Origin of the sequence: Mycobacterium sp. SA01 (assembly GCF_041287105.1) — a bacterium.
In the GTDB taxonomy this organism is placed as follows: domain Bacteria; phylum Actinomycetota; class Actinomycetes; order Mycobacteriales; family Mycobacteriaceae; genus Mycobacterium.
Window position 1 is genome coordinate 512,259 of record NZ_JBGGNO010000017.1, and the last position, 13,785, is coordinate 526,043.

Below are 13,785 nucleotides of genomic sequence, written 5' to 3' on the forward strand. Positions count from 1 at the left end.
GGTGCTACGGCTACGGCCTAGCCGGCCGCCCACTGCTTGGCCTGCTCGAGCTCGCCGAGGCCGAACACCGCGACGTCACCGGGCATCAGCCAGCCCACCGCGTGAATGGTGTGGATCACCCACTCCTTGTCGCTGACCACCGCGACGCGCTTGAAGGCGCCGTGCCGGGTGAACAGCGTGCCCAAGCCGAGTTTGAGATCCTCGACCAGACCGCCGGGCCCGAACCCCTCATAGTCGGAGTCGATGACTTCGACGATCCGGATGTCGCCACCCTTCATCAGGTCGTCCATGGCGGGCTTGAACGCCTTGAGGTCTTCGCCGCTGACCCGGCCTGACACCCGAATGCCCGTCACACCCTCGGGCAGGTCGGAAAGGACTTCGATCATCTCTTCAGCGTAGAACCGTGCCCGCTCCGGCGGCCCGGCTTTTTCAGCGTTTGTCGACCACCCGGGTCTTGATCAGGCTGGCGACCATGGTCAGGAACAGCGTCAGGATGATCACCGCCAGACTCAGCAGCGTCGGAATCTCCGGGACGTGCAAGCCCTCACCACCGTTGATGAAGGGCAGCTCGTTCTCGTGCAGCGCGTGCAGCACCAGCTTGACCCCGATGAAGAACAGGATGAAGGCCAGGCCCTGCGACAGATAGACCAGGCGGTTGAGCAGGTCGCCGAGCAGGAAGTAGAGCTGCCGCAGCCCCATCAGCGCGAACAAGTTTGCGGTGAACACGATGTAGGGCTCGCGGGTCAGGCCGTAGATCGCCGGGATGGAGTCCAGCGCGAACAGCAGATCGGTGGTGCCCAGGGCGACGATGACCAGAAACATCGGGGTCATCAGGCGCTTGCCGCCCTCCTTGACGTACAGCTTCAGCCCGTCCCATTTGTCGGTCGACGGAACATACTTGCGGGCCAGCCGAACCACGGTGTTCTCGGCGTCGTCGTCGTGCTCGGTGTCGCGGGCCAGCCGGATCGCGGTGTACACCAGAAACGCGCCGAAAATATAGAAGATCCACGAAAACTGTTCGATGGCAACGGCGCCCAGCGCGATGAAGATACCGCGGAAGATCAGCGCAAGGACGATGCCGATCAGAAGTGCCTCTTGCTGATAGATCTTGGGCACTTTGAAGCTGGCCATGATGATGATGAAGATGAACAGGTTGTCCACCGACAGGCTGTACTCGGTGAGCCAGCCCGCGTAGAACTCCAGGCCGAACTGGCCGCCGTGGAAGTTCCACACCCACACGCCGAATGCGATGGCCAGGCCGATGTAGAACGACAGATAGATGCCGCACTCACGCATCGTGGGTTCGTGCGGGCGCCGCGCGATGAAGATCACGTCGAACAGGAGCACTGCGACCGTCACGCCGATGGTGATGAACCATTCGAGCGGTGTCACATTCATAGAGGACCTCCGGGCGTCACAAAACGTCCGAGGTCTCTTCCGCCGAGCAAAGCTCAGCCCGCGGCACCGGACGACCAACGTTGGCCGCCGTGGTGACGACACCGCGACGAAGGAATACTCCCCTCTGGCAGCAGTCTGTCAGGTCGGCGCACCCAGCAGCAAACCGAACGAGGGATCGCCTCGGCCACCGGCCGCGTCCGGCACCGCGATGTCGACGAGGCGGCCTAGGATCCTCGTCGTGGCGACGCCGGAAATTCCCCCGCAATACCTGTTGTCGGAGCAGGCACCGGCCCCGCGCACCCTCATCGACATCCTCTACGACACCGCCAATCGGTACCCCGAGGCCGCCGCCATCGACGACGGCACGGTGCAATTGACCTACGCCGAGCTGATCGCCGACATCGAGGAGAGCGTCGACTGGCTGGCCGCCCGCGGCATCGGCCGCGGCGACCGGATCGGCATCCGGATGCCGTCCGGCAGTTACGCCCTCTATGTCGCGATCCTCTCCACGCTGGCCGCCGGGGCGGCCTACGTCCCGGTCGACGCCGATGACCCCGACGAGCGCGCCGAGCTGGTGTTCAACGAGGCCGGCGTGGTCGCCGTCATCACCGAGGCCGGCCTGACCCGCGGGCCGGGTTCGTCACGCGGATGGCGCGCGACGGCACCACTGGGTCGCGACGACGCGTGGATCATCTTCACCTCCGGATCCACCGGAACCCCCAAAGGTGTCGCGGTCACCCACCGCAACGCGGCGGCGTTCGTCGACGCCGAGGCGCGAATGTTCCTGCAAAGCAACCCGATCGGACCCGCCGACCGGGTGCTGGCCGGTTTGTCGGTGGCATTCGACGCCTCGTGCGAAGAGATGTGGCTGGCCTGGCGGTACGGCGCATGTCTGGTGCCTGCGCCTCGCGCCCTGGTGCGCAGCGGCATGGACCTCGGGCCGTGGCTGGTGGCGCGGGACATCACCGTGGTGTCCACGGTGCCGACGCTGGCGTCGCTCTGGCCGGCCGAGGCGCTGGAAGCGGTGCGGCTGCTGATCTTCGGCGGCGAAGCCTGCCCGCCCGAGTTGGCCGAACGGCTCGCGGTCGAAGGCCGCGAGGTGTGGAACACCTACGGCCCGACCGAGGCAACCGTGGTGGCCAGCGCCGCCCGCCTCGACGGCCGCAGCCCGGTCAGCATCGGGCGCCCGCTGCCGGGCTGGGACCTGGCGGTGGTCGACTCCACCGGCGCCCCGGTCGCTCTCGGCGAGGTGGGCGAGCTGGTGATCGGCGGCGTCGGCCTGGCCCGCTACCTGGACCCGGAAAAAGACGCCGAAAAGTACGCGCCGATGCCGTCACTGGAGTGGGCGCGGGCCTACCGCAGCGGCGACCTCGTCCGGCTGGAGGCCGACGGCCTGTATTTCCAGGGTCGCGCCGACGACCAGGTCAAGGTCGGCGGACGCCGCATCGAACTCGGTGAGGTCGACTCGGCGCTGGTGAACCTGCCCGGCGTCAGCGGCGCAGCGGCAGCGGTGCGGCGCACCGCCAGCGGCACTCCGATGCTCGTCGGCTACATCTCCAGCGCCAATCCCGATTTCGACCTCGCCGCGGCCCGGACCCACCTGGCCGAGGCCCTGCCCGCCGCGCTGGTGCCGCGCCTGGTGCTGCTCGACGAGCTGCCGACCCGGACCTCGGGCAAGGTCGATCGCAACGCGCTGCCGTGGCCGCCGCCGGGCTATCAGGACTCCGAACCCGACCTGGGCGGCACCATGGGCTGGCTGGCCGGGTTGTGGCGGGACGTCCTCGGCGCCGTGGTGGACGGCCCGGAGGCGGACTTCTTCGCGCTCGGCGGCGGCTCGCTGTCGGCGGCTCAGCTGGTGGCCGCGCTGCGTGAGCGCTATCCGCAGCTGACCGTCGCCCAGCTCTACGACCACCCCCGGCTGGGGTCGCTGGCCGAATTCCTCGACGAACAGAAGCCGGCGGCCGCGGTCACCCCACGCCACGTCACGCCGACGCCGGTGTCGACGCAGGCGGCCCAGGTGTTGCTGTCGGTGCCGCTTGCCACGCTGACCGGGCTGCAATGGGTGACGTGGCTGGCGCTGATCAACAACGTGGCCGCCGCTGTGCATCCGCTGCCGTGGCTGGCACCGCTCAACTGGTGGCTGGTGGCGGTGGCCTTCGTCCTGTTCATCACCCCGATCGGCCGGATGGGCATCGCTGTGCTGGGCGCGCGGACCCTGCTGTCCGGGCTGGAGCCGGGCACCTATCGGCGGGGCGGATCCGAACACCTGCGGGTGTGGCTGGCCGAACGGCTGGCCGACGCCAGCGGCGCCGAGAACCTCGCGGGTGCGCCCTGGCTGGTGTACTACGCACGAGCGCTGGGTAACAGGATCGGCAAAGGCGTGGATCTGCATTCGGCGCCCCCGGTGACCGGCATGCTCACGCTCGGCCACCGGGTTTCCATCGAACCGGAGGTCGACCTGACCGGGCATTGGATCGACGGCGACCTCTTCCACGTCGGCCCGATCAGCGTCGGCAACGACGCCAGCATCGGGGCACGCACCACGCTGTTCCCGGGTGCCGTCGTCGGAAAAGACGCCGACGTTGCGCCCGGCTCGGGCGTGGTCGGCAAGGTGAAAAACGGGCAGTACTGGAAGGGTTCGCCGGCGGTGAAGTCCGGCAAGGCCCGCCATCCCTGGCCGGAGCACCGGCCGCCGCGTGCCGCCCTGTGGGTGGCCGTCTACGGTATGACGTCCATGCTCCTCGGCGCGGTGCCGCTGCTGGCGCTGGCGATCGGGTTGGGTGTGCTGGTCTGGCCGGCTCGGCACAGTGCGACGCTGGGTTCGGCCCTGGCCGCGGCGGCGCCGTGGATTCCGGTGGCCGCGCTGGTCGCCCTGGTGGTGTACGCGGCGTTCACGGTCGTGGCGGTGCGGATTCTCGCGATCGGGCTGCGCGAGGGCTATCACCCGGTACGCAGCCGGGTGGGCTGGCAGCTGTGGACCACCGAACGGCTGATGGATGCCGCCCGCAACTACCTGTTCCCCGTCTACGCCAGCCTGCTCACCCCGTGGTGGCTGCGGGCGCTCGGCGCGAAAGTGGGCCGCAACACCGAGATTTCGACCGCGCTGCTGACCCCGAAGTTCACCGTCGTAGAAGACGGCGCATTTCTGGCCGACGACACCATGGTGGCCTCCTACGAACTGGGCGGCGGCTGGATCCACGTCGCCAAGGCCACCGTCGGCAAGCGCGCCTTCCTCGGCAACTCCGGCATCACCCAGCCGGGCCGGCGCGTGCCCGACGACGGCCTGGTGGCGGTGCTTTCAGCCGCCCCGCACAAGGCGAAAGCCGGTTCGTCGTGGCTGGGGAGTCCGCCGATCCGGTTGCGCCGCCGCGCCGACGAAGGCGACGCATCACTGACGTTCAGCCCGCCGATGCGATTGAAGGTGATGCGCGCCGCGGTCGAAACCTGCCGACTGTTCCCGGTGATCGTCACCTTCGCGATCGGGGTGGCGGTGCTGGCCGCGCTGCAGGCCTTGGCGCTCGAATTCGGCTACGCCCTCGCCGCGCTGGCCGGCGGCGTCGTGTTGCTGGTCGCGGGCGCAGTCGCAGGCGGCACCGCAGTGGCCGCCAAATGGCTTGTGGTGGGCCGTATTCCGGCCGACGAGCAGCCCCTCTGGTCGTCGTTCGTGTGGCGTAACGAGGTGTCAGACACGTTCGTGGAGACGGTGGCGGCGCCGTGGTTCGCCCGCGCCGCCAGCGGCACCCCCGTGATGAACCTCTGGCTGCGGGCGCTGGGCGCCAAGATCGGCCGGGGCGTCTGGTGTGAGACGTACTGGCTTCCGGAAGCCGACCTGGTGACACTGCAGCGCGCCAGCACCGTCAACCGCGGGTGCGTGGTGCAGACGCACCTGTTCCATGATCGGATCATGCGGATGGACACCGTCGTGCTCGACGAGGGTGCCACGCTGGGCCCGCACTGCGTGGCGTTGCCCGCCGCCAGGCTCGGCGCCGGTGCCACCGTCGGCCCGGCATCGCTGGTGATGCGCGGCGACGAGGTACCGCCGTCAACCCGCTGGCAGGGCAATCCGATTGCGCCGTGGCTCGTTTCGAGGAAGAAGACCCGCAACGATGCGCGCAAAGCCGAGGACAGCGCCGCGTGAAACAACCCGCCAAGAAGGCCGCCAAGAAAGGCGGCCCACCGGTCATCGATCCGTATCTGCCGAACAACGGCAACTTCGGCTATCGGGTGTCACGCTACGAACTGGACCTGGAGTACAAGGTCGCGATCAACCGGCTGACCGGTACCGCCACCATCACCGCGGCGACGCTGGCGTCCCTGAAGACGTTCACACTGGATCTGTCCGCCGCCCTGTCGGTGTCGAAGGTGACGGTCAACGGCCGTCGACCGTCGAACTTCTCCGCATCCAACGGCAAGCTGCACATCACCCTGTCCACGCCGTTGCCCGCCGGTGCGGCGATGTCGATCAGCGTGCGCTACGGCGGCAACCCCCGACCGATTCGAAGTTATTGGGGTGAAGTCGGTTTCGAGGAGTTGTCCAACGGCGCACTGGTGGCCGGCCAGCCGAACGGCGCAGCGTCGTGGTTCCCGTGCGACGACCATCCCAGCGCCAAGGCCAGCTACCGGATCCAGATCAGCACCGACAGCCCCTACCGTGCGGTGGCCAACGGTGAACTGGTCTCGAGGCGCGTTCGGGCCGCCCACACGGTGTGGACCTACGAACAGCCGGAGCCGACCTCGACCTATCTGATCACCCTGCAGATCGGCATGTACGGCGCCCACAAGCTGCCCAAATCCCAGGTGCCGATGCAGGCGGTGCTGCCCGACCGGCTGCGTCCCGAGTTCGACCAGGACTTCGGCCGTCAGCCGCAGATGATGAAGTTGTTCGTCAAGCTGTTCGGCCCGTACCCGTTGAGCAACGGCTACACCGTTGTGGTGACCGATGACGATCTGGAGATACCGCTTGAAGCACAAGGTATCTCGATCTTCGGCGCCAACCACTGTGACGGCAAGCGCGGCGCCGAACGGCTGATCGCCCACGAGCTGGCCCATCAGTGGTTCGGCAACAGCGTGACCGCGCGGCGCTGGCGCGACATCTGGTTGCACGAGGGATTCGCCTGCTACGCCGAATGGCTGTGGTCGGAGAACTCCGGCGGACGCTCCGCCGATCAGTGGGCCCGCCACTATCACGCCAAGCTGGCGTCCTCGCCGCAGAACCTGTTGCTGGCCGATCCCGGGCCGCGGGATATGTTCGACGACCGGGTCTACAAGCGCGGTGCGCTCACCCTGCACGTGCTGCGCGGCACCCTCGGCGACGAGAAATTCTTTGCGCTGCTGCGTGATTGGACCAGCCGCCACCAGCACAGCACGGTGGTGACCGACGACTTCACCGGTCTTGCCGCCAACTACGCCGATATCTCGCTGCGTCCGCTGTGGGATGCCTGGCTGTATTCCACCGAGGTGCCGCGGCTGTGACCGACGCGGGTGCCTCGTTCGAGGCGCTGAGCGCCACCGGTGCTGACCAGATCAGCGGCACCGGGGCGATCACCCGCAGCAGTGTGGCCAGAGTCGGTGCGGCCACGGCGATCTCGGCGGTGTGCGGATACGCGGTCCTCTACCTGGCCGCCCGCGCGCTGGACCCGGCCGGCTTCTCGGTGTTCGGGGTGTTCTGGGGTGCGTTCGGTTTGGTCGGCGGCGCGGCGTACGGACTGCTGCAGGAGGCCACCCGGGAGGTCCGCTCCGCGGGTTATGTCGAGATCGCCGAGGGACCCCGAACGCACCCGATGCGGATCGCGACGGCGGTCGGCGTGGTGTCCGCCCTTGTCATGGCCGGCACCTCGTTCCTCTGGGCGCCGCACGTGTTCAGCGTGTCCCGGCCGCTATCGGTGGTGCTGCTGAGCGTTGGTCTGGCCGGATTCTGCATTCACGCAACACTTTTGGGTCTGCTCGCCGGTACCGGCCGGTGGGGTGGTTACGGGGCGCTGATGGTCACCGACGCCATCATGCGGGTGGTGGTCGCGGTGGCGGCCTTCGCGGTGGGCTGGGGGTTGGACGGCTTCTTGTGGGCGACGGTCGCCGGTGCGATCGGATGGCTGCTGCTGCTGTCGGTATCACCGGGTGCGCGGACCGCGGCCGGGCTGCGCACTCCCGGCAGTACCGCCACCTTCCTGCGCGGGGCCGGACACTCGATCGCCGCCGCCGGCGCCAGCGCCATCCTCGTCATGGGCTTCCCGGTGCTGCTCAAGGCGACCTCCGGCGGCGACCTCGGCGCGGCCGGCGGCGTGGTGATCCTGGCGGTGACGCTGACCCGCGCGCCCCTGCTGGTTCCGCTCACCGCGATGCAGGGCAACCTGATCGCACACTTCGTCGACCACCGCGGCCACCGGCTCAGGTCGCTGATCGCGCCGGCGGCGGTGGTCCTGGTGCTCGGTGCCGTGGGGGTGGTGGCCGCCGGACTGCTCGGGCCGTGGCTGATCCGGGTGGCGTTCGGCGACGAGTACGGCCCGGGCGGACTCCTGCTGGCCTGGCTGACCGCCGGCGCGGTGGCGATCGCACTGCTGACCGTAACCGGGGCCGCGACCGTCGCCGCCGGCCTGCACCGGGCTTACTCGATCGGCTGGGTCGGGGCCACCGTCGTCTCCGCGGCCCTGTTGAGCCTGCCCATGGGCCTGACCGATCGCACCGTGGTGGCCCTGCTGTGCGGACCGCTGGTCGGCATCGTCGTCCACCTGGCCGCGCTGGGCCGCGCCGCACGCTGAAGCCACAGTTCTCGGCGTGTACCTTGTGGACATCGACACGTCCTACCCCGACGCCTGGATCATCGTTCCGGCGTTCAACGAGGCGCAGGTCATCGCCGACGTCATCGCGGACCTGCGCCAAGTCTTCGACCACGTGGTCTGCGTCGACGACGGCAGCAAGGACGGCACCGCCGACATCGCCTGGCGGGCGGGCGCCCACGTGGTCCGCCACCCCGTGAATCTCGGGCAGGGCGCGGCCATCCAGACCGGGGTCGAGTACGCCCGCCGCCAGCCCGGCGCAGCGGTGTTCGTCACCTTCGACGCCGACGGCCAGCACCGCGTCAAGGACGTCCTCGCCATGATCGAGCGGCTGTCCAAGGGCGACGTCGACATCGTGATCGGCACCCGTTTCGCCGGCACCACCGTCAGCCACACACCGCCGCTCAAGCGGGTGATCCTGCGCGCGGCGGCCGTGCTGAGCCCCAGCAGCCACCGGCTGCATCTGACCGACTCGCACAACGGGCTGCGCGTGTTCAACAAGACCGTGGCCGACAACCTCAATCTGACGATGAACGGGATGAGCCACGCCGGGGAGTTCATCACCCTGATCGCCGAAAACCATTGGCGGGTAACCGAAGAGCCGGTCGAGATTCTCTACACCGACTACTCGATGTCCAAGGGTCAACCGCTGCTCAACGGGGTGAACATCGTCTTCGACGGGTTTCTGCGCGGAAGGATGCGCCGATGAACTGGATCCAGGTCCTGCTGATCGCGGCGGTGATCGCACTGCTGGTCTACCTGCTGCGGTCCCGCACCAACGCCAAGGCCAAAGCCTGGGTCAAGGTCGGCTACGTGCTGTTCGTGGTGCTGGCGATCTACGCCATCCTTCGCCCGGATGACACCACGGTGCTGGCCAACTTCCTGGGGGTTCGCCGTGGCGCGGACCTGATCACCTATTCGCTGATCATTGCGTTCGTGTTCACCACATTGAGCACGTATCTGCGGTTCAAGGAACTCGAGCTGAAGTACGCCCGCCTGGCCCGTGCGGTCGCCCTGGAGGGGGCGCGCACCCCGGAGCACTAGCCCCGGAAGTAGTCGACGGTGCGGGCGATGCCTTCTTCGAGGCGCACCCGCGGCTGCCAGCCCAGCACCATCTCCGCTTTGCGGACGTCCAGGCAGGACCGCTTGACGTCGCCGAGCCGCGCCGGGGCGAACTCCGGGTCGTCGGCCACTCCGATCACCTTGGCCACCACCGAGTGAAGTTGACGGTCGCTGGTTTCCACGCCGGTGCCGATGTTGAACCGCTGCCCGCACCCGCCGGTTCCTGCGGCCCGGACGAAGGCGTCGACGACGTCGTCGACGAAGACATAGTCGCGGGTGTTGGAGCCGTCGCCGTAGACCCGGGTGGGCAGGCCGGCCAGCAGCGCGTTGACGAAGATCGCGACGACGCCGGCCTCACCGTGCGGGTCTTGGCGCGGGCCATAAACATTCGACGGCGCGATGAACGAGCAGTCCACGCCGTAGAGGTGGCGGAAGGTGTTGAGGTAGAGCTCGCCGGCCACCTTGCTTGCCGCGTAGGGCGACGCGGGGTCGACCGGGGCGGTTTCGTTGGTGGGGAAGTTCGTCGGCACGCCGTAGATCGATCCGCCCGAGGAGGCGTGCACGACCTTGCGGACGCCGGAGCGCCTGGCCGCCTCGGCCAGCCGCACCGTGCCGACGACGTTGACCTCCGCGTCGAATTCCGGCTCTTCCACCGAGCGGCGCACGTCGATCTGCGCGGCCAGGTGGTGGACCACCTCGGGCTTGTGCCTGTCGAACAGGCCGATCAGGTCCGCGCCGGCGATGTCGGCCTCGATGAACTCGAACCTGCCGCCGGTGCTCGCCGCCGCCAGGTTGGCGCTGCTTCCGCGGCTCAGATCGTCGAGCCCGACGACGGTGTGCCCGTCGGCGAGCAGGCGGTCGACCAGCGTCGAACCGATGAAGCCGGCCGCGCCCGTGACCAGTACCTGCATGTCGGTCACCCTACCGACAGGTGAGTACAGTCGACGCGATGGCAGTTCCGACCCGGGTGGCGCGCATGCCACCGGTGGCTGCCGCGGCCGTCGCCCTTATTGCCGTTCAACTGGTGGTCCGGGCGATCCTGGCGTTCGGCGGTTACTTCTACTGGGATGACCTGATCCTGGTGGGCCGGGCCGGCACTCAGGACCTGTTGTCGACGTCGTATCTGTTCGACGATCACGACGGGCACGTCATGCCGGGAGCGTTTCTGGTGGCCGGGGTGATCACCCGGCTGGCCCCGCTGGTGTGGGCGTGGCCGGCGGCCAGCCTGGTGGTACTGCAGCTGCTGGTGTCGCTGTCGCTGCTGCGTGCGTTGCACGTGATCCTCGGCTGGCGACCGGTGTTGTTGATTCCGTTGACGTTTGCCTTGTTCAGCCCGCTGGGTGTGCCCGGATTCGCGTGGTGGGCGGCCGCGCTGAACTCGCTACCGATGCTCGCCGCGATGGCTTGGGTGTGTGCCGACGCAATCCTGCTGGTGCGCACCGGGAATCGACGGTATGCGATCACCGCGGTCCTGGTGTTCTTGGGCGGCCTGTTGTTCTTCGAGAAGGCGGCCGTGATCCCGTTCGTCGCGTTCGCGGTCGCCGCCCTGCTGTATCACGTCCAGGGCGGCAGCGCAGCGCTGCGCACGGTGTGGCATCGCGGCGTCGCGCTGTGGACGCCCGCGCTGGCGTTGACGGCGGTGTGGGTGGCCGTCTATCTGACCGTCGTCGATCACCGGCGCTGGAGCTCCGATCTGGCGATGACGTGGGATCTGTTGTCCCGCTCGATCACTCATGGGATCGTGCCGGGCCTGGCCGGCGGCCCGTGGCAGTGGCAGCGGTGGGCGCCGGCCTCGCCGTGGGCGGTGCCGCCGGTGTCGGTGATGATCCTGGGCTGGCTGGTGCTGGTCGCGGTCGTGGTCGTCTCGCTGTTGCGTAAGCGGCGCATCGGCGTTGTCTGGTTGGTTGCGGTCGGATACGCGGTGGCCTGTCAGATCCCGATCTATCTGCTGCGCTCGTCGAAGTTCACCGCCCTGGAACTGGCCCAGACCCTGCGGTACTTCCCCGATCTGGTCATTGTGTTGACATTGCTTGCGGCAGTGGCGTTCTGCGCGCCGAACCGTGACACCCGATGGCTGGACGCCTCGCGCGCCCGCACCGCCGCGGTGTCGGCGGTCGCGCTGGCATTCGTGGTCAGCAGCGTGTATTCGACGTCGACGTTCCTGACGAGCTGGCGTGACAATCCCGCACAGCCCTACCTGCAGAACGCGGTTCGTGCGCTGGCGCAGGCGCGGGTTTCCTCGTCGGCGGCACTGCTCGACCAGGAGGTCGACCCACTGGTTCTGCAGCGGGTCGCGTACCCGGAGAACCTGGCCAGTCATATGTTCGCGCTCATTCACGACCGGCCCGAATTCGGCGGTTCCACCACACAATTGCGCATGCTCGACAGCAGCGGCCGGCTGGTGGACGCGATCGTCACCTGGACCCGCACGATCGTCGCGGGCCCACAGCCCGGCTGCGGCTATTTCGTCCAGCCCGACGCGCCGGTTCGCATGCCGCTGGACGGACCGCTGCTGCCGGCGGACTGGACGGCCGAGATCAACTATCTCGCCAATAGCGACGGCTCGATGGTGATGTCGCTGAACGAGGGACCCGAGACCAAGGTGCCCGTGCACCCCGGCCTCAACCGGGTCTTCGTCCGGCTGCCCGGCGCCGGCGACGCGATCACCGTGCGGGCGTCGACCGCCGCGCTCTCGCTGTGCCTGGCATCGGGCCCGGTCGGGTATCTGGCACCGCACTGATCCCGGCCGTGTGCCAAAGTAGTTTGTATGTCTAACTTGCGCGAGGATGGCCTGCGTGTTTTCCGGGAGATGCTGCCAGGAACACTGCCCGACGGGGACGTCGACTTCGGTGGTGGGTTCGCCCCCGAACTGATGGATATCGGTGTCGAGAGCGTGTTCGGCCGGCTGTGGACCCGCGAGGGGCTCAGTCGCCGCGACCGGAGCCTGGTGACGCTGGGCATCCTGATCGCGCTGCGGGCCACCGAGGAGATGGACGCCCACTTCCGGATCGCCCGGCAGAACGGACTGTCCGAGGAGGAATTGGCCGAGGTGATCTATCACGCCAGCGGCTACGCCGGGTTCCCGGCGGCGGCCACGGCCCGCACCATCGCCGCCAAAGCGCTGTCGAGCGATTAGGGACGTACACGATTGCGCGGACTCATCCGCACAGTCGTGCGGGTAAAGAGTGGAGCCACCTAGGAGAATCGAACTCCTGACCTATTCATTACGAGTGAATTGCTCTACCGACTGAGCTAAGGTGGCGCGGCCTCGACCGAGCAGTGAGTCTACAGGTCCGAACGCAGTGCCTGACCCACGGTGGCCACCATCGCATCGACGGCGAACTTGGGCTTGACGTTGATCGCCAGCGCCTCGCGACACTCGAGCACCGCTTCGATGCAGCGCAGCAGCCGCTCCGGGGACGCGTGCGCCGCCAGAGCCGCCACCCGCTCGGCCATGTCGGGGTGATTCGGCGCCACCGAGCCCGCGCCGTTGGCCACCACCAGGGCATCGCGGAAATACGTCGCCAGGTCGATCAGCGCACGGTCGAGCGCGTCGCGCGAGGCGCGGGTCTGCCGGGACTTCTGGCGCCGCTCGAGATCCTTGATCGCACCCGCCGACCCGCGCAGGGTCCCCGCCGTCCCCTTCCCGGTGCCGCCGGCTCCCAGCGCGGTGCGCAGTTCGTCCGCCTCCGCCTCGTCGCGGCCCACATTGAGGGCCTTGGCCTCGGCCTCGGCGGTGGCCACCAACTCCTCGGCGGCCGCATACGCGCGCGACGGCGTGGCGGCGTCGCGGGCCAGGCTCAGCGCGCGGGACCGGCGGTCGCGGGCGTCGGGATCGGTGGCCAGCCGCCGGGCCCGACCGACATGACCGCCACTGATCGACGCCGCCCAGTGCGCTTCCTCGGCGGACAACCCGTCACGGTCGATCAGCACCTGCGCGATCGCCCCGGCCGGCGGCGTCACCAGCGCGACGTGCCGGCACCGCGACCGCAGGGTGATGGCGATGTCCTCCGGGTCCACCGACGGCGCACACAGCAGGAACACCGTCGACGGCGGTGGTTCCTCCACCACCTTGAGCAGCGCGTTGGCCGCACCCTCGGTGAGACGGTCGGCGTCCTCCACGACGACGATCTGCCAGCGGCCGGTGCTGGGCCGCCGGGACGCGATCTGGACGATGGCGCGCATCTCGTGGACCCCGATGGACAGTCCCTCGGGGATGATCCGCCGGACATCGCCGTGGGTTCCGGCCATCGTCGTCGTGCACGCCCGGCACTCCCCGCAGCCGGGGGTGCCCTCGGCGGTGCACTGAAGGGCCGCCGCGAAGCACTGAGCGGCCACCGAGCGCCCCGATCCGGGCGGACCGGTGATCAGCCAGGCGTGTGTCATGGTGCCGGTGGCGGCCACATCGTGAGCGGAATCACCCCGGGCGGCCCGAGCGGCACCGACCAACTCCGCTTCCACGGCGCTTTGGCCCACCAACCGCGTGAAAACTCCGGACATCGCCTCAAACACTAGTGCGCAGCAACGACACAATCGCTGCCCACCGGCTTCT

The 13,785-nt window shown here is 68.6% G+C and carries 11 protein-coding genes and 1 tRNA gene; 7 read left to right on the forward strand and 5 right to left on the reverse strand.

From position 1 onward, the window contains the following. Positions 1-17 precede the first annotated feature (17 nt). Positions 18-386: an STAS/SEC14 domain-containing protein gene (locus AB4879_RS12705; protein WP_102807366.1), complete on the reverse strand. Its 369-nt coding sequence runs from the start codon at positions 384-386 to the stop codon at positions 18-20. Positions 387-429: 43 nt separating this feature from the next. Beyond that, a complete protein-coding gene (locus tag AB4879_RS12710; RefSeq protein WP_370507838.1) occupies positions 430-1,398 on the reverse strand; it encodes a TerC family protein in 969 nt (322 codons plus the stop codon). 208 nt (positions 1,399-1,606) lie between these two features. Here AB4879_RS12710 and AB4879_RS12715 point away from each other — a divergent pair, with 208 nt between their 5' ends. Genes AB4879_RS12715 through AB4879_RS12735 form a run of 5 tightly spaced genes read left to right on the forward strand, consistent with a single transcriptional unit; the run spans position 1,607 to position 9,215 of the window. After that, positions 1,607-5,536 (forward strand): Pls/PosA family non-ribosomal peptide synthetase, encoded by a 3,930-nt coding sequence (locus AB4879_RS12715; RefSeq protein WP_370507839.1) that lies wholly within the window; start codon positions 1,607-1,609, stop codon positions 5,534-5,536. Then, the gene (locus AB4879_RS12720; protein WP_370507840.1) at positions 5,533-6,870 is read left to right on the forward strand and encodes a M1 family metallopeptidase; all 1,338 of its coding nucleotides are present in this window, start codon (positions 5,533-5,535) and stop codon (positions 6,868-6,870) included. Before AB4879_RS12715 ends, AB4879_RS12720 begins: the two co-directional genes overlap by 4 nt. After that, a complete protein-coding gene (locus tag AB4879_RS12725; RefSeq protein ID WP_370507841.1) occupies positions 6,867-8,153 on the forward strand; it encodes a hypothetical protein in 1,287 nt (428 codons plus the stop codon). Before AB4879_RS12720 ends, AB4879_RS12725 begins: the two co-directional genes overlap by 4 nt. 25 nt (positions 8,154-8,178) lie before the next feature. Beyond that, the gene (locus AB4879_RS12730; protein ID WP_102807369.1) at positions 8,179-8,880 is read left to right on the forward strand and encodes a glycosyltransferase family 2 protein; all 702 of its coding nucleotides are present in this window, start codon (positions 8,179-8,181) and stop codon (positions 8,878-8,880) included. Further along, the gene (locus AB4879_RS12735) at positions 8,877-9,215 is read left to right on the forward strand and encodes a DUF2304 domain-containing protein (RefSeq protein ID WP_102807370.1); all 339 of its coding nucleotides are present in this window, start codon (positions 8,877-8,879) and stop codon (positions 9,213-9,215) included. Before AB4879_RS12730 ends, AB4879_RS12735 begins: the two co-directional genes overlap by 4 nt. Here AB4879_RS12735 and AB4879_RS12740 read toward each other — a convergent pair. Continuing rightward, positions 9,212-10,144: an NAD-dependent epimerase/dehydratase family protein gene (locus tag AB4879_RS12740; RefSeq protein WP_370507842.1), complete on the reverse strand. Its 933-nt coding sequence runs from the start codon at positions 10,142-10,144 to the stop codon at positions 9,212-9,214. The genes AB4879_RS12735 and AB4879_RS12740 overlap by 4 nt on opposite strands. A gap of 38 nt (positions 10,145-10,182) precedes the next feature. Between AB4879_RS12740 and AB4879_RS12745 the strand changes: the two genes are divergently transcribed. Together AB4879_RS12745 and AB4879_RS12750 are read left to right on the forward strand one after the other, a co-directional pair. Next, positions 10,183-11,973, forward strand: a complete 1,791-nt coding sequence (locus AB4879_RS12745) for a hypothetical protein (RefSeq protein ID WP_370507843.1) — start codon at positions 10,183-10,185, stop codon at positions 11,971-11,973. A 27-nt stretch (positions 11,974-12,000) separates the two neighbouring features. Continuing rightward, positions 12,001-12,369: a carboxymuconolactone decarboxylase family protein gene (locus AB4879_RS12750; protein WP_370507844.1), complete on the forward strand. Its 369-nt coding sequence runs from the start codon at positions 12,001-12,003 to the stop codon at positions 12,367-12,369. Between the two features lie 50 nt (positions 12,370-12,419). Here the strand turns inward: AB4879_RS12750 and AB4879_RS12755 are convergent. Then, positions 12,420-12,495: transfer RNA gene (locus AB4879_RS12755), tRNA-Thr, on the reverse strand. 23 nt (positions 12,496-12,518) lie between these two features. Continuing rightward, positions 12,519-13,733: a DNA polymerase III subunit delta' gene (locus tag AB4879_RS12760; RefSeq protein ID WP_102807373.1), complete on the reverse strand. Its 1,215-nt coding sequence runs from the start codon at positions 13,731-13,733 to the stop codon at positions 12,519-12,521. Positions 13,734-13,785: the final 52 nt, after the last annotated feature.